The 21,453-nt window shown below is 74.2% G+C and carries 17 protein-coding genes; 9 read left to right on the forward strand and 8 right to left on the reverse strand.

Going from position 1 to position 21,453, the window contains the following annotated elements; genetic code table 11:
- Positions 1-60 precede the first annotated feature (60 nt).
- Positions 61-2,826: an aconitate hydratase AcnA gene (gene acnA, locus AAG589_RS02780; RefSeq protein WP_430565714.1), complete on the forward strand. Its 2,766-nt coding sequence runs from the start codon at positions 61-63 to the stop codon at positions 2,824-2,826.
- Between the two features lie 76 nt (positions 2,827-2,902).
- Here the strand turns inward: acnA and AAG589_RS02785 are convergent, their stop codons facing one another.
- Both AAG589_RS02785 and AAG589_RS02790 read right to left on the reverse strand, forming a co-directional pair.
- On the reverse strand, positions 2,903-3,658 hold the full coding sequence (locus AAG589_RS02785; RefSeq protein WP_430565715.1) for an SDR family oxidoreductase: 756 nt from the start codon (positions 3,656-3,658) through the stop codon (positions 2,903-2,905).
- Between the two features lie 45 nt (positions 3,659-3,703).
- The gene (locus AAG589_RS02790) at positions 3,704-4,573 is read right to left on the reverse strand and encodes an alpha/beta fold hydrolase (RefSeq protein WP_430565716.1); all 870 of its coding nucleotides are present in this window, start codon (positions 4,571-4,573) and stop codon (positions 3,704-3,706) included.
- Between the two features lie 84 nt (positions 4,574-4,657).
- Between AAG589_RS02790 and AAG589_RS02795 the strand changes: the two genes are divergently transcribed.
- A complete protein-coding gene (locus tag AAG589_RS02795) occupies positions 4,658-5,308 on the forward strand; it encodes a TetR/AcrR family transcriptional regulator (RefSeq protein ID WP_430565717.1) in 651 nt (216 codons plus the stop codon).
- 3 nt (positions 5,309-5,311) lie between these two features.
- Here AAG589_RS02795 and AAG589_RS02800 read toward each other — a convergent pair whose 3' ends face one another.
- The 4 genes from AAG589_RS02800 to guaB1 form a co-directional block, all read right to left on the reverse strand.
- A complete protein-coding gene (locus AAG589_RS02800) occupies positions 5,312-5,770 on the reverse strand; it encodes a DUF1801 domain-containing protein (RefSeq protein WP_430565718.1) in 459 nt (152 codons plus the stop codon).
- 47 nt (positions 5,771-5,817) lie between these two features.
- Positions 5,818-6,765, reverse strand: coding sequence for a phosphotransferase (locus AAG589_RS02805; RefSeq protein WP_430565719.1), 948 nt, complete (start codon positions 6,763-6,765; stop codon positions 5,818-5,820).
- A 93-nt stretch (positions 6,766-6,858) separates the two neighbouring features.
- Positions 6,859-7,575 carry an NUDIX hydrolase gene (locus AAG589_RS02810; protein WP_430565720.1) on the reverse strand — a complete coding sequence of 239 codons (717 nt, stop codon included), beginning with the start codon at positions 7,573-7,575 and terminating at the stop codon, positions 6,859-6,861.
- 8 nt (positions 7,576-7,583) lie between these two features.
- Positions 7,584-9,032 carry a GMP reductase gene (gene guaB1, locus AAG589_RS02815; protein WP_430565721.1) on the reverse strand — a complete coding sequence of 483 codons (1,449 nt, stop codon included), beginning with the start codon at positions 9,030-9,032 and terminating at the stop codon, positions 7,584-7,586.
- Between the two features lie 184 nt (positions 9,033-9,216).
- Here guaB1 and dxs point away from each other — a divergent pair, with 184 nt between their 5' ends.
- From dxs to AAG589_RS02845, 6 genes are all read left to right on the forward strand, one after another.
- On the forward strand, positions 9,217-11,109 hold the full coding sequence (gene dxs / locus AAG589_RS02820; protein ID WP_430565722.1) for a 1-deoxy-D-xylulose-5-phosphate synthase: 1,893 nt from the start codon (positions 9,217-9,219) through the stop codon (positions 11,107-11,109).
- A 76-nt stretch (positions 11,110-11,185) separates the two neighbouring features.
- Positions 11,186-12,004, forward strand: coding sequence for an HAD family hydrolase (locus AAG589_RS02825; RefSeq protein ID WP_430565723.1), 819 nt, complete (start codon positions 11,186-11,188; stop codon positions 12,002-12,004).
- Positions 12,001-14,256: a formate C-acetyltransferase gene (pflB, locus tag AAG589_RS02830; RefSeq protein ID WP_430565724.1), complete on the forward strand. Its 2,256-nt coding sequence runs from the start codon at positions 12,001-12,003 to the stop codon at positions 14,254-14,256. The genes AAG589_RS02825 and pflB overlap by 4 nt, the downstream gene beginning before the upstream one ends.
- Positions 14,257-14,258: 2 nt before the next feature.
- A complete protein-coding gene (gene pflA / locus AAG589_RS02835; protein ID WP_430565725.1) occupies positions 14,259-15,128 on the forward strand; it encodes a pyruvate formate-lyase-activating protein in 870 nt (289 codons plus the stop codon).
- A 61-nt stretch (positions 15,129-15,189) separates the two neighbouring features.
- A complete protein-coding gene (locus AAG589_RS02840) occupies positions 15,190-15,753 on the forward strand; it encodes a hypothetical protein (protein ID WP_430565726.1) in 564 nt (187 codons plus the stop codon).
- Positions 15,754-15,800: 47 nt separating this feature from the next.
- Entirely contained in the window at positions 15,801-16,568 is a 768-nt protein-coding gene (locus AAG589_RS02845) for a PIG-L deacetylase family protein (protein ID WP_430565727.1), read from the forward strand.
- A gap of 30 nt (positions 16,569-16,598) precedes the next feature.
- Here the strand turns inward: AAG589_RS02845 and AAG589_RS02850 are convergent, their stop codons facing one another.
- The gene (locus AAG589_RS02850) at positions 16,599-17,711 is read right to left on the reverse strand and encodes a carboxylate-amine ligase (protein WP_430565728.1); all 1,113 of its coding nucleotides are present in this window, start codon (positions 17,709-17,711) and stop codon (positions 16,599-16,601) included.
- A 126-nt stretch (positions 17,712-17,837) separates the two neighbouring features.
- Here AAG589_RS02850 and AAG589_RS02855 point away from each other — a divergent pair, with 126 nt between their 5' ends.
- Positions 17,838-19,223, forward strand: a complete 1,386-nt coding sequence (locus AAG589_RS02855) for a pyridoxal phosphate-dependent decarboxylase family protein (protein ID WP_430565729.1) — start codon at positions 17,838-17,840, stop codon at positions 19,221-19,223.
- Between the two features lie 83 nt (positions 19,224-19,306).
- Here AAG589_RS02855 and AAG589_RS02860 read toward each other — a convergent pair whose 3' ends face one another.
- Positions 19,307-21,451 (reverse strand): 3-hydroxyacyl-CoA dehydrogenase NAD-binding domain-containing protein, encoded by a 2,145-nt coding sequence (locus AAG589_RS02860; protein ID WP_430565730.1) that lies wholly within the window; start codon positions 21,449-21,451, stop codon positions 19,307-19,309.
- Between the last annotated feature and the right edge of the window lie 2 nt (positions 21,452-21,453).

Below are 21,453 nucleotides of genomic sequence, written 5' to 3' on the forward strand. Positions count from 1 at the left end.
ACCCGGCGCGCCGCAGCGCGCACGGTGCCGCCGCCGGCCAGCCCCGCAGAAGGAGCCGCAGTGAGCAGCGTGGACACGTTCGGATCGAAGGGAACGCTGGAGGTCGGCGGGAAGGCCTACGAGATCTTCCGCCTCTCCGCCGTCGAGGGCGCCGAGCGCCTCCCGTACTCCCTGAAGATCCTCGCCGAGAACCTCCTGCGCACCGAGGACGGCGCCAACATCACCGCCGACCACGTGCGCGCCCTCGCGTCCTGGGACCCGGACGCCCAGCCCGACACGGAGATCCAGTTCACGCCGGCGCGCGTGATCATGCAGGACTTCACCGGCGTGCCCTGCGTCGTCGACCTCGCCACCATGCGCGAGGCCGTCGCGGAACTCGGCGGCGACCCGAAGCGGATCAACCCGCTCGCCCCCGCCGAGATGGTCATCGACCACTCCGTGCAGATCGACGTCGCCGGCCGCGCGGACGCCTTCGCCCGCAACGTCGAGTTCGAGTACGAGCGCAACCACGAGCGCTACCAGTTCCTGCGCTGGGGCCAGACGGCGTTCGACGACTTCAAGGTCGTCCCCCCGGGCACCGGCATCGTGCACCAGGTCAACATCGAGTACCTGGCCCGGACGATCATGACCCGCGAGGTGGACGTCGACGGGCAGAAGGTGCTGCGCGCCTACCCCGACACCTGCGTCGGCACCGACTCGCACACGACGATGGTCAACGGCCTCGGCGTCCTGGGCTGGGGCGTCGGCGGCATCGAGGCCGAGGCGGCCATGCTGGGCCAGCCGGTGTCGATGCTCATCCCGCGCGTCGTCGGCTTCAAGCTGTCGGGCTCCATCCCGGCCGGCGTCACCGCGACCGACGTCGTGCTCACGATCACCCAGATGCTGCGCCAGCACGGCGTGGTCGGGAAGTTCGTCGAGTTCTACGGCGCGGGCGTCGCCCAGGTGCCGCTGGCGAACCGCGCCACCATCGGCAACATGTCGCCGGAGTTCGGCTCCACCGCCGCGATCTTCCCGATCGACGACGTGACCCTCGACTACCTGCGCCTCACCGGCCGCAGCGACGAGCAGCTCGCGCTCGTCGAGGCGTACGCCAAGGAGCAGGGCCTGTGGCTCGACCCGAGCTCGGAGTCCTACGTCGAGCCGAAGTTCTCGGAGTACCTCGAGCTGGACCTCGGCACCGTGGTGCCGTCGATCGCCGGCCCGAAGCGCCCGCAGGACCGCATCGAGCTGTCGAACGCCAAGTCGGCGTTCGCTCGCGACCTGCCGGCCTACGCCCCTGAGGTCATCGACTCCGTGGACGAGGCCGAGAAGGAGTCGTTCCCGGCTTCCGACTCGCCGTCCACGCACGCCCAGGTGCGGCGCACCGTTCCGGTGACGGACAGCGAGGGCAAGCAGTTCGACCTGTTCCACGGCGCGGTCGCGATCGCGTCGATCACGTCGTGCACCAACACCTCGAACCCGTCGGTCATGCTCGCCGCGGCGCTCCTGGCCAAGAAGGCCGTCGAGAAGGGGCTCACGGCCAAGCCGTGGGTCAAGACGTCGATGGCGCCGGGCTCGCAGGTCGTGACGAACTACTACGAGAAGTCGGGCCTCTGGCCCTACCTCGAGAAGCTCGGCTTCCACCTGGTCGGCTACGGCTGCGCCACCTGCATCGGCAACTCGGGCCCGCTCGACGAGAAGATCTCCGAGGCGGTCAACGAGCACGACCTGTCGGTCGTCTCGGTCCTGTCGGGCAACCGCAACTTCGAGGGTCGCATCAACCCCGACGTGAAGATGAACTACCTGGCGTCCCCGCCGCTGGTGATCGCCTACGCGCTCGCGGGCACGATGGAGTTCGACTTCGAGTCCGACCCGCTGGGCCGCGACGAGGCCGGCAACCCGGTGTTCCTCAAGGACATCTGGCCCTCGCCGGAGGAGGTCCAGGCCACGATCGACTCGTCGATCGACCGCGACATGTTCACCAAGGACTACGCGGACGTCTTCACCGGCGACGACCGGTGGCGCGCGCTGGAGACCCCGGAGGGCGACACGTTCTCCTGGGACGGCGAGTCCACCTACGTGCGCAAGCCCCCGTACTTCGAGGGCATGGGCGCCGAGCCCGCGCCGGTGGCCGACATCTCAGGCGCCCGTGTGCTGGCGAAGCTGGGCGACTCGGTCACGACCGACCACATCTCTCCCGCCGGCTCCATCAAGGCGGACAGCCCGGCCGGCAAGTACCTGGCCGAGCACGGCGTGGGTCGCCGCGACTTCAACAGCTACGGCTCGCGCCGCGGCAACCACGAGGTCATGATCCGCGGCACGTTCGCGAACATCCGCCTCAAGAACCAGCTCCTGGACGGCGTCGAGGGCGGCTACACGTTCAACTTCGTGAAGAACGCCCAGGACACCATCTACGACGCGGCGCAGGACTACGCGGCGCAGGGCACCCCGCTGGTCGTGCTCGGCGGCAAGGAGTACGGCTCCGGCTCGTCGCGCGACTGGGCGGCCAAGGGCACCGCGCTCCTGGGCGTCAAGGCGGTCATCACCGAGTCGTTCGAGCGCATCCACCGCTCCAACCTCATCGGCATGGGCGTGCTGCCGCTGCAGTTCCCGGCCGGCGAGAACGCCGAGTCACTGGGCCTCGACGGCACGGAGACGTTCGACATCGCGGGCATCACCGTGCTGAACGACGGCTCGACGCCGGAGACGGTCAAGGTCACCGCGGCCAAGGCCGACGGCTCGACGGTCGAGTTCGACGCCGTGGTCCGCATCGACACGCCCGGTGAGGCGGACTACTACCGCAACGGCGGCATCCTGCAGTACGTGCTGCGCTCGCTCGTCGCCTGACGAGCCACTGCACGACGACGGCGCCCCGTCCCTCCCGCGTGGAGGGGCGGGGCGCCGTCGTGCGTCGCGCGCCGGGTCAGCGGGCCGTGAGCCAGTCGGCGTGGCGCACGACGCCGAGCCGGGCGCCCGGCCCGGGCAGGAGCTCGTCGCCGGCGACCGTGGCGCCGAAGTAGGTCGCGGCGGGGTCGGGGACGACGGGACGTGGGTCGCCCGCCGCCGTCAGCCCCGCGGCCACGAAGCCCGGGAGACGCATCTGCTCGGGCCCCGCGAGCTCGAGGGTCGCGCCGGCGGGTCCCTCGTCGAGGACGCGCAGCAGCTCGGCCGCGACGTCGTCCTCCGCGACGGGCTGGTCGGGGACGTCGGGCAGCCGCACCTCGGGGCCGCCGGGGCCGACCTGCGTGGCGGCGTCCGCGATGCCCGCGGCGAAGCCGAAGAACTGCGTGGCCGCCAGGACGGTGTGCGGGCGCCCGGACCCGGCGACCAGGTCCTCCTGGGCGACCTTGGCCTGCAGGAAGCCCGCGCCGCGCAGGAGCCGGGCGCCGACGACCGACAGCAGCACGTGGTGCGCGACCCCCGCGCGCTCGCCGGCGTCGAGCAGCGTGCGCGTGCCAGTCGTGAAGAACTCCCGCGCGTCGGCGGGGGCCATGGAGGGGGAGCGGGAGACGTCGACGACCGCGTCCGCCCCCGCGAGGGCGGGCTCCAGGCCCGCCCCGGTCACGACGTCGACCCCCGTGCGCCTCGACGCGGCCAGCACCTCGTCCCCGCGCGCCCGCAGCAGCGCGACGAGCCGCGCCCCGATCCGCCCCGTCCCGCCGACGACGACCACCCGCACCGTGCACCTCCCGGTTCGTCGCGGGCCTGTCCCAGCCCGCCCCGCTCACCGTCTCACGGCCGCCGGCCGGCTCGCGGTGACGTGGGCGACGACGGCCGCCACGACGGCGGGGTCGTCGAGCACCCGGTTGTGCCCGAGCCCTCGGGTCGTCACGAGGTCGCTGCCCGGTACCGCCGCGTGCAGGAGCGGCGCTCCCGCGGGCGACGACATCCGGTCGTCGTCGTCCTGGACGAACAGCGTCGCGACCCGTGGCGGGACGGGGTGCGCGAGCAGGTCGATGCGGGCGCGGACGTCGCGCTCCCCGCCCGGGAACGTGCGCTCCACGTGGTCGCAGAACCGCTCGTGCAGCCGGTCGGGCATCCCTGCGAGCCGCAGGAAGGACGCGGCGACCGCGTCGAAGCCCGTCATCGCCGCCACGGAGACGAAGCGGCCTGTGGGCAGGCCGTCGGCCAGCGCGAGCCCGGCCGCCAGCGCGCCCAGGGAGTGCCCGACGACGGCGGCGAACGGCCCCTCGGCGTCGTGCACGGCGCGGATCGCCGCCATCTGGTCGAGGGCCGACATCCGGCGCCCGGTCGACCCGCCGTGCCCGAGGCCGTCGAACGCGACCACGGCGAGACCGGCCTCCTCGAGCGCGGTGACGAGGGGTGCGAAGCCTGACGCCCGGCTGCGCCACCCGTGCACCAGCAGGACGGCCGGGGCGTCGGGGGAGCCCCATCGGTAGGTGACGACGCGCTCGCCGTCGACGGCGACGGCGCCGCGCCGGGCGCGCTCGTGCACGGCGCGGTCCGCGGGGCGCACGGAAGCGGGCGGGCCGAGCCGCCAGAAGGTGCGGGCGGCGAGGCGGACGGCGAGCGGGGGAGCGACGGCGGACAGCGCACGGAAGCCGGTGCTGACGACGGCGGGGACGTAGGGCACGGCGGCCTCCGGACGAGATGGGATGGAAGAAACTGTACGATCGTTCGCACAGTAACACTGAACGAACGGTCGTACACTCACTGGGTGACCACCGAGACCCCCCTCCCGGCCGACGGCCGCCGCCTGCGTGGCGACCGGTCGCGCCGCGCCGTCCTCGACCTCGCCGTCCAGGACGCCTCCGTCCGCGGACTCGAGGCCCTCACGCTCGGCTCGCTCGCCGCGCGGCTGCCGGTCAACAAGAGCGGCATCGCGGGGCTGTTCGGCGGCAAGGAGGGGCTGCAGCTCGCGGCCGTCGAGCACGCCCGGGCGATCTTCGTCGAGGCCGTCGTGCTGCCCGCCCGGGAGGCGGCGCCGGGTCTGGCCCGGCTGTGGGCGCTCGTGCGGCGCTGGACGGACTACTCCCGCCGCCGGGTCTTCGCGGGCGGCTGCTTCTTCCGGACCGTGGAGGTCGAGTTCGACACCCAGGACGGTGCCGTGCGCGACGCGGTCGTGGCCGCCCACCGCGACTGGACGTCGTACCTGCGCCGGCACGCGGGGCTCGCGGTGGAGGCCGGGGAGCTCGCGGCCGGCACCGACGTCGACCAGCTCGCCTTCGAGATCACCGCGATGCTGAACGCCGCGAACGACGGCTCGCTGCTGCTCGGCGACGACGGCGTGTACGCCCGCGCGCTGGCGGCCGTGCGCGGCACGCTCGAGGCGCGCGGTGCGGACCCGGCGGTGCTCGCCGCCCGCTGACGGTCAGCGCGTCAGGTCGCCGCCGTCGCGCGCCCGCAGCCCGTACGGGCCCGCGGTGAGCGCGGCGTAGGACGCGGCGACGATCTCCTCCATGACGCCGAGGTCCACCTGCGCGACGTCTCTGAGGTAGAGGCACCCCACGCCGGTCGTGTGCGGGCCGAGCCGCGCCAGCGCGTCGGCGTGCGGCGCCACGCCGTCGGAGAGGTAGACGACGTTCGCGGCCGCCCGCGGGGAGAACCCGGCGGCCGCGGCGTGGCCCGTCCGGCCGCTCGGGTACGCGTACCGGTACTCCCCGAACCCCACGATCGACGCGCCGAACATCCGCGGTGGCTGCCCGGTGGCCCGCTCCATCAGGGCGAGCAGGGCTTCGGCGTCCCGCCGCCGCGCCGGCCGCGGGACGGCGGCGACGAACGCGCGCGGGTCGGCGTCGGTCCAGGTGGTCTTCTGCCCGTCGCGGGCCATGGCCCGAGTCCGGCTTGGTCCCGTCCTGCGGACGCCCTGTCCCGCGCTCATGCCGCCTCGTCGAGCAGCGCGGCGAGGGCGTGCCGGCCGATCGGCAGCATCCTCGGGTGCAGGTCGGCGTGGGCGAGCATGTTCGTCGCGTAGAGCAGCGCCCAGCCGGCGGCCCGCAGCCAGGTGGCGTCGTCCCAGCCGTGACCGCCATTCGCGCTCGCCTGGACGGCGGCACGGCAGTCGGCGCGACCACGGGCGTCGAAGCACAGCCAGACCTCGCCGAGGTCGGAGGCGGGGTCGCCCGACGTCACGTCGCCCCAGTCGACGACGGCGGCCAGGCGGTCGGGCCGGGCGCCCCCGCCGGGTGCGGCCACGAGGTTGGCGGGGTGCGGGTCGCCGTGCAGCCACACGGACGGCCCGTCGTGGGCGGGGGCCTCCACGGCCCGATCCCACAGTCGTCGCGCGACGTCGCGCAGGTCGGGAGGTACGTGGCCCAGTCGCTCGTCGAGCGCCGCCGGGTCGCGCGCCTCGACGCGCCGGGCCAGCGGGACGCCACGCACGGGGTTGGGCGGGGCGTCCGCCGGCGCGGGCACGTGCAGGGCGGCGAGCAGGCGGCCGTACGTCCCTGCCCAGGCCGTGCGGGCCGCCACCGGGGTCGCCTCCGCGCTCACCCCGTCCGCCCACGGCACCACCGTCCACGACCAGGGATAGCCGAGGGCTGAGCTCGGTCCGCCCACGCGGACCGGGACCGGGACGACGACGTCGGGCACGGCGTCGCGCAGGCGGTCGGCGAGAGCGGGCAGGGCGGCGGCCTCGTGCTCGACGAGGGGAGCGGCGAGCGCGCGCCGCGGCAGCCGGACGGCGAGGTCGTCGCCGAGCCGCACCATGACGTTGTCCCAGCCGTGCGCCACGATCTCCAGGGGGAGCCCGGCCAGGTCGGGGTGCTGCTCGGCGAGCAGTGCCCGGGTCAGGGGGACGTCGACGTCGATCTCGGCGGCAGGCACCGGGACATCATCCCGCCCCGGACGTGGTGTGCGCGAGATCGGGGACGATCCGGCGGCGGATCGTCCCCGATCTCGCGCTCACCGCCCGTTCGTTCAGAGCTCGCGCTCGCGGGCGTGGTCCCAGGGCTCCGTCCAGCCGAGGCGGTCGAACGCGGCGTCGAGGATGCCCGCCGTGAACCCCCACACCAGGTGCGGCGCGCCGTCGGCGTCGACCAGCTCGAACCCGGGGCCGCGCCACGCGCGGCCGCCGCGCCGCAGCACGGTCGTGATGCGGTGGCCGGGGTCGAGGAGGTCGGCCACGGGGGCGCGGAAGACGTGCGAGGACTCGGCCACGTCCACCACGCCCACGGGGGTGGGGCGCGCCCACCAGCCGAGCACGGGCGTGACGAGGTGGTTGCTCACGGGCATGGGGAGCTCGGCGAGCGTCCCCAGCACCTCGACGCCCGCGGCGTCGAGCCCGGTCTCCTCGACGGCCTCGCGCAGGGCGGCGTCCACCGGGGTCTCGCCCTCCTCGGCCCGCCCGCCGGGGAACGCGACCTGGCCGGCGTGCGAGCGCAGCGTGGCGGCCCGCTCCAGCAGCAGCACGTCGAGGTCCTGGGCGACGGCGAGGGCCTGCGCGTCGTGGTCCGCCGCCAGGTCGTCGAGCACGCCGAACAGCACCAGGACGGCCGCGGGGCGCACGGCGGCGGCGTCCAGCTCCCCGCGCGCCAGTCCCCAGTCGGACAGGAACGCGCCGTCCGAGGCCAGCTCGGCGAGCTGGGCCCGGGCGGCGCGCTCGGCCGGCCCGGTCCCGCTCGTCCCCGTGCTCATCGGGAGGCTCACCAGCTCGTGGCGACCGGCATGCCCTCGGCGTAGCCGGCGGCGGACTGCACGCCCACCAGCGCACGCTCGTGGAACTCCGCGAGCGTGCGGGCCCCGGCGTAGGTGCAGCTGGAGCGCAGCCCGGAGGTGATCTCGTCGAGCAGGTCCTCGACGCCCGGACGCAGGGGGTCGAGGTACATCTTCCCGGTGGAGATGCCCTCCTCGTACAGGGCCTTGCGCGCGCGGCCGAAGGCGGAGCCCGCGCCGGCCGTGCGGGCGGCGACGGCCCGCGCGGACGCCATGCCGAACGAGTCCTTGTACAGGCGGCCCGTGCCGTCGTCGTGCAGGTCGCCGGGCGACTCGTATGTGCCGGCGAACCAGGAGCCGATCATCACCTGCGACGCGCCGGCGGCCAGCGCCAGGGCGACGTCGCGCGGGTGGCGCACGCCGCCGTCGGCCCACACGTGCTTGCCGAGCTCGCGTGCGGCGGCAGCGCACTCGAGGACGGCGGAGAACTGCGGGCGGCCCACGGCGGTCTGCATGCGCGTGGTGCACATCGCGCCCGGCCCCACGCCCACCTTGAGGATGTCCGCGCCGGCGGCGACGAGGTCGCGCACGCCGGCCGCGGTCACGACGTTGCCGGCCACGACCGGCACGTCCGGGGAGACCGAGCGCACGGCCTCGAGGGCCTGCAGCATCTTGGTCTGGTGGCCGTGCGCGGTGTCGACGACGAGCACGTCCACGCCCGCGTCCAGCAGCTCGCGCGTCTTGGCGGCGACGTCGCCGTTGATGCCGACGGCCGCGCCGATCCGCAGGCGGCCGGCGGCGTCGAGGGCCGGGCGGTACACCGACGAGCGCACCGCGCCCTTGCGCGTGAGGACGCCCGCCAGGACGCCGTCGCGCACCACGGGCGCGAGGTGGATCTTCGCGGCGTGCATGCGCTCGAAGGTGGCCTCGAGGCCCTCCGCGTCGATCGTCGCGGCGTCGAGCAGGACGACGTCGTCCGACATGACCTGGTGCACCTGCGCGAACCGGTCGACGGCGGCGCAGTCGCCCTCGGTGACGACGCCGACGGGCTTGCCGTCGGCCACCACGACCGCCGCACCGTGCGCGCGCTTGCCGAGCAGCGTCAGCACCGTGGAGACGGTGTCGGTGGGCGCCACCACGACCGGCGTCTCGATGACCGGGTCCTTGGACTTCACGCCGGCGACGACGTCGGCGACGACGTCCACCGGGATGTCCTGCGGGATGATCGCGATCCCGCCGCGGCGGGCGACGGTCTCGGACATCCGGCGGCCCGCGACGGCCGTCATGTTCGCGACCACGACCGGGATCGTCGTGCCGGTGCCGTCGTCGGACGCGAGGTCGACGTCGAAGCGGCTGGTCACGTCCGAGCGGGACGGGACCATGAAGACGTCGCCGTAGGTGAGGTCGGTGGTGGGCTGCTGCCCGTCGAGAAAGCGCACAGGTGTCCCCTGAGAGATGTGTCGGAAGAGGACGAGCTGCCTGTGTCGTCCCTCTGCCGAACGCTCGCCGGCGGTCACGTGTTCCCGTCGGCATGGTCGAAACTACCGTGTCTGCCGGGTCCCGGTGGGCGAGCAGGGTCCGCGGAGCGCCTATTGTGGGGTGGCTATGAACGGGGAGGAACGCATGAGCCTGCTGAGCACCATCGGCTCGCCCGAGGACGTCCGCCGGCTCTCGCCGGAGCAGACGACGCAGCTCGCGGCGGAGATCCGGGCCTTCCTGGTCGACCAGGTGTCGCGCACCGGCGGGCACCTGGGGCCCAACCTGGGCGTCGTCGAGCTGACGATCGCGCTGCACCGCGTGTTCGCGTCCCCGCGCGACACCCTCGTGTTCGACACGGGTCACCAGGCCTACGTGCACAAGCTCCTCACGGGGCGGCAGGACTTCTCCGCGCTGCGCAAGGCGGGCGGCATGTCCGGCTACCCCTCGCGCGCCGAGTCCGAGCACGACGTCGTCGAGAACTCGCACGCCTCCACGGCCCTGTCGTGGGCCGACGGCGTCGCCAAGGCGAACGCCGTGCAGGGGCACCCGGAGAAGCACGTGGCCGCCGTCATCGGCGACGGCGCGCTCACCGGCGGCATGGCCTGGGAGGCGCTCAACAACATCGCCGCGTCGCAGGACCGGCGCCTCGTCATCGTCGTCAACGACAACGGGCGCTCCTACTCGCCGACCATCGGCGGCGTCGCGAACCACCTCGACACGCTGCGCACCACCCAGGGGTACGAGGCCTTCCTGTCGTGGGGCAAGCGCACCCTGCACCGCACGGGCGCGCCCGGGCGCTTCGCGTACGACTGGCTGCACGGGCTGAAGAAGGGCCTCAAGGACGTCGTCGCGCCGCAGGGCATGTTCGAGGACCTGGGCCTCAAGTACGTGGGCCCGGTCGACGGGCACGACGTCGCCGCGATGGAGCACGCGCTGCGCCGCGCCAAGGCGTACGGCGGCCCGGTGATCGTGCACGCCATCACCGAGAAGGGGCGCGGCTACACCCCGGCCGAGCAGGACGTCGCCGACCGCTTCCACGCGGTCGGGCAGATCCACCCCGAGACCGGCCTCCCGGTCGCCCCGTCCCGCTTCGGCTGGACCAAGGTCTTCGCGGACGAGATCGTGCAGATCGGCCGCGCCCGGCCCGACGTCGTCGCCGTCACCGCGGCCATGCTGCACCCGGTGGGGCTGGCCCCGTTCGCGCAGGAGTTCCCGGACCGCACCTTCGACGTCGGCATCGCCGAGCAGCACGCCGCCACCTCGGCGGCGGGCATGGCCTTTGCCGGGCTGCACCCGGTGGTCGCCGTCTACGCGACGTTCCTCAACCGTGCGTTCGACCAGGTGCTCATGGACGCGGCGCTGCACCGGGCCGGAGTGACGTTCGTGCTGGACCGGGCCGGCATCACGGGCGACGACGGCGCCAGCCACAACGGCATGTGGGACATGGCGATGCTGCGCATCGTCCCGGGCCTGCGGCTCGCCGCGCCGCGCGACGAGCCCACCCTGCGCGCCGCCCTGCGCGCGGCCGTGGACGTCGACGACGCGCCGACCGTGGTGCGCTACCCCAAGGGCGCCGTCGTCGACCCGATCCCCGCCGTCGAGGAGCTCGACGGCGTGGACGTCGTGGCCCGGCACGTGCCGGGCGCGGGCAGCGCCGCGGACGGGCGCAAGGTCCTCGTCGTGGGCGTCGGGTCGATGGCGGGCACGGCGCTCGCGGCGGGCGAGTCGCTGGCCGCGCACGGCCTCGCGGTCGACGTGGTCGCCCCCACCTGGGTGCTGCCCGTGCCGGAGGCGCTGGTGAAGCTCGCCGGCGAGCACGACCTCGTCCTGACGATCGAGGACGGCGTCGTCGACGGCGGCGTAGGCGCGATGACGGCCCAGCGGGCGGGGGAGCAGGGCGTGCGCACGCCGTTCGTGCACGTCGGCCTGCCGGTGGCGTTCCTCGACCACGCCAGCCGCGACCAGATCCTCACGCAGCAGCGGATGCGGGCGGAGGACGCCGTCCGCGACGCCCTGGCCGCCCTGGCCCGCGGCTGAGCCGCCCAGGTCGCCGGCGGGCCCGCGCGCCGAGACGACGTCTCGCACCGGCCGGCGACCTCGGTACTGTCGGCCGATGATCTGGCTCTTCGACCTGGACAACACGCTGGTGGGCCGCGCGGAGGCGTTCGAGGCGTGGGCGTCCGGCGCCGTGGCCGCAGCGGGCGCGTCCGCGGACGACCTGGCGACGATCCTCGAGGTCGACGAGGGCGGTCACGGCTCCAAGGAGGCCCTCGCCCGCGCGCTGATCGACCGTCTCGGCTGGGACGCCGACGTGCCCGCCGCGATCCGGCGGTTCCGCGAGGGCATCCTCGACCGCGTGCGCCCGTACGACGGCGTCGTCGGCATGCTCGACGCGCTGCGCGGCGCGGGCCACCGGGTCGCGGTCGTCACCAACGGAACCTCGGCCCAGCAGCGGGGCAAGATCGCGCGCTGCGGCCTCGGGGACCACGTCGACGCGGTCGTGGTGTCCGAGGAGGAGGGCGTCGCGAAGCCGGACCCGCGACTGCTCGAGATCGCCCTGGACCGGCTGGGCGCGACGGACGTCGACCGGCGGCAGGTCTGGATGGTCGGAGACGCCGGGCACGCCGACGTCGCCGCCGGCGAGCCGCGGGGACGCGGACGGCGTGGGTCTCCCACGGCCTTCCGTGGGACGGCCCGGACCGTCCCGACGTCGTCGCGCCCACCACGCGCGAGGCGATCGCGCTCGCGGCCTCCGCGTCCGGCGTCGTCCTGGCCTGACGTCGAGCACGCGATCTGTCGCGGGAACCGGACGCTACCCGCGACAGATCGCGTGCTCGAAGGGTGTCTGCGACGTCACAGTCCCCTGGGATCGCTTGTGAAGGCTTTCACGAATAGGCTGTGGTCAGACCTCAGAAGGAGGGGGCTCCTATGACCACCGACGCGGCACCGACCACCACCACCGCCTGGCAGGGCTTCACCCCTGGACCGTGGTGCGACAGCATCGACGTGCGCGACTTCATCCAGCGCAACTACACCCCGTACACGGGCGACGACTCGTTCCTCGCGGGCCCCACGGACCGCACCACCGCGGTGTGGGGGAAGCTCTCGGCGATGTTCCCGGCCGAGCGCGAGAAGGGGATCTACGACGTCGACCCGCACACCCCGGCCGGCATCACCGCGCACGGTCCCGGCTACATCGACCGCGACGCCGAGCTCATCGTCGGCCTGCAGACGGACGCCCCGCTGAAGCGCGCGATCATGCCGAACGGCGGCTGGCGCATGGTCGAGGGCGCGCTGAAGACCTACGGCTACCCGGTCGACGAGGACCTCCGGACGGTCTTCACCGAGTACCGCAAGACCCACAACCAGGGCGTCTTCGACGTCTACCCGCCGAACGTGCGCGCCGCCCGCAGCTCGCACGTCATCACCGGCCTGCCCGACGCGTACGGCCGCGGCCGCATCATCGGCGACTACCGCCGCGTGGCCCTGTACGGCGTCGACCAGCTGGTCGCGGCGAAGAAGGTCGACAAGCTCGGCCTTGACGTGCAGCCGTTCAGCGAGTCCGTGGTGCGCGAGCGCGAGGAGCACGCGGAGCAGATCCGCGCCCTCGGCGAGCTCAAGGAGATGGCCGCGTCGTACGGGTACGACGTCTCGGGCCCGGCGACCACGGCCCGCGAGGCCGTGCAGTGGCTCTACTTCGGCTACCTCGCCGCGGTGAAGGAGCAGAACGGCGCCGCGATGTCCTTGGGCCGCACGTCGACGTTCCTCGACGTGTACCTCGAGCGCGACCTGGCCGCGGGGCGCCTCACCGAGGCCGAGGCGCAGGAGATCGTCGACGACTTCGTCATCAAGCTGCGCATCGTCCGCTTCCTGCGCACCCCCGAGTACGACGCCCTGTTCTCCGGCGACCCGACCTGGGTCACCGAGACGATCGGCGGCATGGGGGAGGACGGGCGCCCGCTCGTCACCAAGAACTCGTTCCGCTTCCTGCAGACCCTGTACAACCTGGGCCCGGCCCCCGAGCCCAACATGACCGTCTTCTGGAGCCCGCGCCTGCCGCAGGGGTTCAAGGACTTCTGCGCCAAGGTGTCGATCGACACCTCCGCCGTGCAGTACGAGTCGGACGAGCAGATCCGCCCCGCCTGGGGCGACGACGCGGCCATCGCCTGCTGCGTCTCGCCGATGGCGGTCGGCAAGCAGATGCAGTTCTTCGGCGCCCGCGTGAACCTCGCCAAGGCGCTGCTCTACGCGATCAACGGCGGCAAGGACGAGGTGACGGGCAAGCAGGTCTCGCCGGCGTTCCCCGCGGTCGCGCCCGGGCTGCCGCTCGACTACGACGACGTGCGCGCCCGCTTCGACCGCACCATGGACTGGCTCGCCGAGACGTACGTCGAGGCGCTGAACTGCATCCACTGGTCGCACGACAAGTACGCCTACGAGCGGCTCGAGATGGCCCTGCACGACAGGGACGTGCTGCGCACGATGGCCTGCGGCATCGCCGGCCTGTCGGTCGCGGCGGACTCCCTGTCGGCCATCCGGTACGCCACCGTCATCCCGGTGACGGACGAGCGCGGCATCGTCGTCGACTACGAGACCGAGGGCGACTGGCCGGCCTACGGCAACGACGACGACCGCGTCGACGCCATCGCCGTCGAGCTGGTCGAGTCGTTCATGGCCAAGATCCGCAGCCACCCGATGTACCGCGACGCCGTGCCCACCCAGTCGGTGCTGACGATCACGTCCAACGTGGTCTACGGCAAGGCCACGGGCAACACCCCGGACGGCCGCCGGGCCGGCGAGCCGTTCTCGCCCGGCGCCAACCCGATGAACGGTCGGGACACGCACGGCATGCTCGCGTCGGCACTGTCGGTCGCGAAGCTGCCGTACGAGCAGGCGCAGGACGGGATCTCGCTGACCAACACCGTCGTGCCGTCGGGCCTGGGCCGCACCCGCGACGAGCAGGTGGCGAACCTCGCCGGCCTCCTGGACGCCTCGGTGGGCAGCGACGGCTACCACATGAACGTCAACGTCCTCGTGCGCGAGACGCTCGAGGACGCGATGGAGCACCCGGAGAACTACCCGCAGCTCACGATCCGCGTCTCCGGCTACGCGGTGAACTTCGTGCGGCTGACCCGCGAGCAGCAGCTGGACGTGCTGTCGCGGACCTTCCACGGGGGGCTCTGACCATGACTGCCGGCCCGGCGTTGCTGGACGCCCCCTCCCGGCGCCGGGCCGGCGCCGGCCTGCGGGGGATCGAGACCGTCGACACCCAGGAGGTGGGCCGCTCCGACCGCCTGGCGCTGATGCGCTCGGGCGAGCTCGGCTCGGTGCACTCGTGGGAGCTCGTGACGGCCGTCGACGGCCCGGGGACGCGGCTGACCGTGTTCCTCAGCGGCTGCCCGCTGCGGTGCCTGTACTGCCACAACCCCGACACCCTCGCGATGAAGGACGGCGAGCCCGTGCTCGCCGAGGACCTGCTGGCCCGGGTGGCGCGGTACCGCGGCATCTTCTCCGCGACGGGCGGCGGCCTCACGCTGTCGGGCGGCGAGGTGCTCATGCAGCCGGCGTTCGCCGCGCGCGTCCTGCGCGGCGCGAAGGAGCTCGGGGTGCACACCACGCTCGACACGTCGGGGTTCCTCGGGGCCAACGCGACCGACGCGATGCTCGACGACACGGACCTCGTGCTCCTCGACATCAAGTCCGGCGACGAGGACACCTACTGCCGCGTCACCGGGCGCTCGCTGGCGCCGACGCTGCGGTTCGGCCGCCGGCTCGCCGAGCGCGGCGTCACGGTCTGGGTGCGCTTCGTGCTGGTGCCCGGGCTCACCGACGACCCGGAGAACGTCGCGGCCGTCGCCCGGCACGCGGCGGACATCGAGGCGGTCCGCCCCGGCACGGTCGAGCGCGTCGAGGTCCTCCCGTTCCACCAGATGGCCCGCGACAAGTGGGCCGAGCTGGGGCGCACCTACGAGCTCGACGACACCGAGCCCCCGACGCCGGAGGCGACCCAGGCCGTGCGCGAGGTGTTCCGCGCCCACGGGCTGACCACCTACTGAGCGCTACTGAGCGGCCGGCGACGGGCCCCTGCGCGCGGGCGCGCCGGGATACGGTCGGGGCGTGTTCACCCCCGAGCAGGTCCGTGATCTCGTCGAGGGCCGACCCGTCGTCGACGACTTCGCCTACGGGAGGTCGGACGAGGCGGCCGTGCGCGCGCTGCACCGGACCGTGTGCCGCGAGGTCGAACGGCGGACGGGGACGCGGTCGCGGATCGCGTGGGACCACTACGGCTCGGGATACGCGTCCTTCGTCGACGCGTGGTTCTTCCGGGACGAGCCCGGGTGGGCCGGCCGGAAGGCCGGCGGAGACCGGTCGTGGCAGGGGCTCACGGTGCTCCTCAGCCGCCTCTCGCCGTACGTCGTGTTCCTGGAAGGGAACAGGTCGTGGGGCGAGCGCACCGGCTCCGCGGACATGCCGACCTTCGCCGGAGTCGATCGGCTGACCACCCCGGCGGTCGCGGAGATCGCCCCCCAGGTCCAGGCGGTCGTGGAACGGCACGGTCTCGTGCGGCTGCACGCCTCGGACCTCGGCACGCCGCTCGCCCCCGACGTCCAGGTACCCACGCTCCTGTCCGACCCCGGCTCGTATCGCGAGTTCGACGCGCTCTTCCACTGGGAGGACTGACGTCACGCTCCGGCGCTCGGCAGCCCTCCGCGCTCTAGCATGGCGGGATGACGACGACGTCCGAGCACGCGGCCGACGACCTCCCCCTGCAGCCGCTCGACGAGGGCTGGACGACGGCGCTCGCGGTGGTGGCGCACCCCGACGACATGGAGTTCGGCGCGGCCGCGGCCGTCGCGCGCTGGACGGGGCAGGGCAAGCGGGTCGTCTACGTCATGGTGACCAGCGGCGAGGCCGGGATCGACGGCATGCACCCCGACGAGGCGCGCCGCGTGCGGGAGGCCGAGCAGGTCGCCTCCGCCCGGGCGGTCGGCGTCGACGACGTGGAGTTCCTCGGCTTCGCCGACGGCGTGATCGAATACGGCCTGCCGCTGCGGCGGGCGATCGCGGGGGCCGTCCGGCGGCACCGCCCGGAGGTCGTCATCACCGGGAACTACCGCGAGACGTTCCCCGGCGGCATGCTCAATCAGGCCGATCACGTCGCGACCGGCCGCGCCGTCGTCGACGCCGTGCGCGACGCCGGGAACCGCTGGGTCTTCACCGACCAGCTGGAGGACGAGGGGCTCGAACCGTGGGGCGGCGTCCGGCAGGTGTGGGTCGCGGGCTCGCCCGACGCGGGGCACGCGGTCGACGTCAGCGCCACGTTCGACGCCGGGGTCGCCTCGTTGCGGGCGCATGCCGCCTACCTCGACGGGCTCGGGTGGGAGCACTTCGACCCGGCGGAGTTCCTCGCCGGGATGACGTCGGCCACCGGCCCGCGGCTCGGCGTCGCGCACGCGACACCCTTCGAGGTGCTGCGGATGGGCTGGGACGACTGACCGACCGTCCGGCGGCCCCGGTCGGGCCGATCAGGCGTGTGTCGCGGCCACGGCGCGCTCGACGACGACGCGGAGGTCGCCGTCACCGGCCGCGTGCCAGGCGCGCTGGCGCGCCGCGCCGTCGCCGGACGCCCAGAGCCGGCCGAGCAGGTCGGTGACGGCGTCCAGGTCGCCGGCGTCGACGAGCGCGTCGCGGACGTGCGCCACGAGCTGCCCGACGACGTCGTGCGCGCCCGCGGGCCGCCACGTGAGCGGGGACAGGAGCTCCTCCGAGAGGCCGGAGCGCCCCGCGCGCCAGGCGGCCGTGCGGAGCAGCTCGGTGCGCAGGACCGGCGCGGGCTGGCCGTCCGCCACCTCCCGCGCGGCCGTCTCGACCAGGCCCCGGGCCAGCGCGCCCACGAGGGTTGCGGTGTCCGCGTCGAGGCAGACGTCAGCGATGCGGACCTCGACCGTCGGGTAGCGCGACGAGAGACGGGCGTCGAAGTAGACCATGTTCTGGTCGAGGATCGTGCCCGTGGCGACCAGGGCGTCGACGGCCTCGTGGTACGACTCGGGGCTGCCGAAGGTCCGGGCCGGCCCCGACGTGGGCCAGCGCGCCCACACCTGCGAGCGATAGCTCGCGAACCCCGAGTCCTCGCCCTGCCAGAACGGCGAGTTGGCGCTCAGTGCCAGCAGCACGGACAGCCAGGGGCCGATGCGGTCGAGCACGGCCACGCCCTCGGCGTCGTCCTCGACCGCGACGTGCACGTGGCAGCCGCTGGTGAGCTGCTCGCGGGCCGTCAGCCCGAACTTCGCGCGCGCCTCGAGGTAGCGCAGGCGCGCGACGGTGGTGCCCTCGAAGGGCCAGGGCGACGTCGCGAGGGCCGCCACGCGCGCGTCCACCCGGTCCGCGGCGGCCTGGGCGCGCCGGCGCCCGGCCCGGATCTCGGCGGCCAGGTCGGCGAGCTCGCGGCGGGGATGGGTCGCCGTCTCGAGCTGCTCCTCCATGAACTCTGTCTCGAGCGCGCCGCCCCCGGTCTGCTCGGACGGCGGGGGTGTGTCGTCGTCCTCGGCGGCGTCCAGCGCCTCGGACGCCCGCGCCACCGGCCTGCCGTCCGCCCCGACCAGGAGGAACTCCTCCTCGACCCCGATGGTCCGCTTCATCGGGGAAGTGTCACACGTACGCGCCGTCGCCGGAAGTTCGCCCGGTCTCAGGGACGCGGGCCGGCGCGACGCCGGCGGCGCCTCGGTACGCTGGAGAACCCGAGCCGGCCGCGAAGGAGCACCCGGATGACGGTGCGAGGCAAGGACTTCGACGGCGCGCTGGACCGTGCCGCCCACCACGCGCGGGCCTGGCTCGCGGACGTCGGAGAACGCCCCGTGCCGCCGCGGGCCGACGCCGACGCGGTCGGGCGGACGCTCGCCGGGCCACTGCCCGCCCGGGGGCTCGCGCCCGACGAGGTGGTGGACGAGCTGGCCGCCCGGGTGGAGCCGGGCCTCATGGCGATCGGGTCGGGACGGTTCTTCGGCTGGGTCATGGGCGGCACGCTCCCCGCCGCCCTCGGCGCCGACTGGCTCGTGAGCGCGTGGGACCAGAACGCCGGCATGCGGTTCTCGACGCCGGGCGTGGTCGCGGTGGAGGAGGCGGCCGGGCGCTGGGTGCTCGACGCCCTGGGCCTGCCCGCGGGCGCCGACGTCGGGTTCGTGACCGGCGCGACGACGGCGAACCTCACCGGCCTCGGCGCGGCGCGCGCATCCGTGCTCGCCCGCGCCGGGTGGGACGTGCACGAGCGCGGCCTGGCCGGCGGGCCACCCGTGCGGGTGCTGGTCGGCGCCGAGCGCCACGACTCGGTGGACCTCGCCCTGCGCTATCTCGGCCTCGGGCGGCCGACCACGGTCGAGGCCGACGACCAGGGCCGGATCCGCGCCGACGCCCTGGCGTCCGCGCTCGGCGAGGCGCCGCCGGGGACGCCGACGATCGTCGTGCTGCAGGCCGGCAACGTGCACTCCGGCTCGTTCGACCCCTTCGCCCAGACCGTCCCGCTCGCGCACGAGCACGGCGCCTGGGTGCACGTCGACGGGGCCTTCGGCCTCTGGGCGGCCGCCGTGCCCGGGCTCGCGCACCTGGTGCGGGGGATGGCGGCCGCCGACTCGTGGGCCACGGACGCGCACAAGACGCTCAACGTGCCCTACGACTGCGGCATCGCGGTCGTCGCCGACCCGGCGCCGGTGCGCGCCGCGTTCGGGGTGCACACGGCGTATCTGGTGGACGCCCCCGGGCCCGGCAACCCGTACGACAAGGCACCCGAGCTCTCGCGGCGCGCCCGGGGCGTGCCGACGTGGGCCGCGCTGCGCTCGCTGGGCCGCGACGGCCTGGTCGAGCTCGTCGCGGGGCTGGCGCGTCGCGCCCGCGCCATCGGCGAGGGCGCGGCGCGCATCGACGGCGTCCGGGTCGTCAACGACGTCGTCTACACGCAGGTGTGCCTGGCGCTCGAGGACGACGCCCGGACGCGGGCCGTCGGCGAGCGTCTCGTCGCCGACGGCGAGACGTGGATCTCCGGGTCCCGGTGGCGGGACCGGGCCGTGCTGCGCGTCTCGGTGAGCAACTGGTCGACGGACGACGACGACGTCGCGCGGACCGTCGCGGCGATCCGGCGCGCCGTCGAGCGCACGTGAGGCGCCCGCGGCCGGTCCCCGAGGTCGGGACGGGCCGCGGGCGCCTCATGAGCCGTGCGGCTCGGGGCCCCGAGGAGGGCGTGTCAGGCGACGGCCTCGGGGACGTTCGCGACGCCGTCGGGCAGGATCCGGCGGCCCAGGACCTTCTCGGAGTACCCGGCGCGGTCCAGGTACGGCGTGATGCCGCCGGTGTGGAAGCCCCACCCGGCGCCGAGGATCATGCACAGGTCGATCTGCTGCGGCCCGGCGACCACGCCCTCGTCGAGCATGTGCCCGACCTCGACCGTGAGCGCCGTGAGGACGGAGTCGAGGACGCCGTCGGCGTCGAGCACCGGGGTGCCCTGGCGGCCCGTGGCACCGGCGGGCAGGGCCTCGCCGAACACGGCCTGGATCGCCGGGTCGACCGGCTTGGGCAGCCCGGGCGCCGGGCGGTCCAGGACGACCTTCGTGCCGTCGGCCACGAGCTTCTCCAGGCCGGGCGACGTCGGGAAGCGGTCGCCCAGGTCCTCGCGCAGCGAGGTGAGCACGTGCAGGCCGACCGCCGGGCCGACCAGGTCGAAGAGCTCGAACGTCGGCATCGGGAAGCCGAGCGGCGCGAGGGCCGTGTCCGCGACCTCGACGGACGTGCCGTTCTCGATCGCCTCGACGACCTTGCCCATGACGAGCACGAGCAGCCTGTTGACGACGAAGCCCGGCCGGTCGGCGACGAGCACGGCCGTCTTGCGCAGCTTCTTGGTGATCGCGAACGCCGTGGCGAGCGCCTCGTCGGAGGTCTTCTCGGCCTGCACCACCTCGACCAGCGGCATCTGGGCCACCGGGTTGAAGAAGTGGATGCCCACCACGCGCTCGGGGTGCTGGAGGTCGGCCGCCATCTCGGTGACCGACAGCGCCGAGGTGTTCGTCGCGAGGACCGTGTCCTCGCCGACGATGCCCTCGAGCTCGGCGAAGACCTTCTTCTTCAGGCCCATGACCTCGGTGACGGCCTCGATCACGACGTCGCAGGTGGCGAAGTCGCCGATCTCGGCGGTGCCGGTGACGCTCGCGACGATGCGGGCCGCCGCCTCGGGCGTCATCCGGCCGCGGCCGACGAGCTTCTCGACCGTGGACCGGACGAAGCCGAGGCCCTTGTCGACCCGCTCCTGGTCGAGGTCGCGCATGACCACGGGCACGCCGAGGCGCTGCGCGACGAGCAGCGCGATCTGCGCGGCCATGAGGCCGGCGCCGACGATGCCGACGCGCGTGACCGGGCGGGCGAGGCTCTTGTCCGGCGCGCCGACGGGCTTCTTGCCGCCCGAGACGAGCTGGAACGCGTAGACGCTCGCGCGCATCTCGTCGGACATGATGAGGTCGGCCAGCGCCCGGTCCTCGGCGGCGAACGCCTCCTCGCGGGTCGCGGTGCGGGCCGCGGCGAGCAGGTCGAGGGCGCGGTAGGGCGCGGGGCGCGAGCCGGCGACGACGGCGTCGAGCCGCTGGCGCGTGGCGGCCACGACGGCGTCCCACACGGGCTGCGGGTCGAGCTCCCGGCGCGGCACCTCGACCTCGCCGCGCAGCACGCGGGAGGCCCACAGGATCGACTGCTCGAGGAAGTCGGCGGCCTCGAAGAGCTGGTCGACCAGGCCGATCTGCGCCGCCTCGGCCGCCTTGAACGGCTTCTGCGCGGCGGGGCGGGTGAGGATGACGTCGACGGCCTTCTCGATGCCGACCAGGCGCGGCACGAGGTAGGCGCCGCCCCAGCCCGGGACGAGGCCGAGGCCGGTCTCGGGCAGGCCCAGCGCGGGGGCGTCGGACGACACGGTGCGGTAGTCGCAGTTGAGCGCGACCTCGAGCCCGCCGCCGAGCGCGAGCCCGTTGACGAACGCGAACGTCGGCACGCCCATGGTGTGCAGCAGCTCGTAGGCGGCGTGCCCGGAGCGGCCGAGCTCGAGCGCCTGCTCGTGGGACGTGACGCTGGAGACCTGCAGCAGGTCCGCGCCGGCGGCGAGGAAGTACGGCTTGCCGGTGACGGCGACGGCGGCGATCTCGCCGCGGCCCGCCCGCTCCTGCAGCGCGGTGAGCGCCGCCGTGAGCTCGGCCATGCCCTCCGGGCCCAGGGTGTTGGGCTTGGTGTGGTCGAGGCCGTTGTCGAGCGTGACGAGCGCGAGGGTGCCCGCGCCGCCCGGCAGCTCGACGTCCCGGACGAGGGAGTGCGTGACGCGCTCGGCGCGGACGCCGGAGGTGTTCTCGGTCATCG

This window comes from Isoptericola sp. F-RaC21 (genome assembly GCF_038593535.1).
GTDB lineage: Bacteria > Actinomycetota > Actinomycetes > Actinomycetales > Cellulomonadaceae > Isoptericola.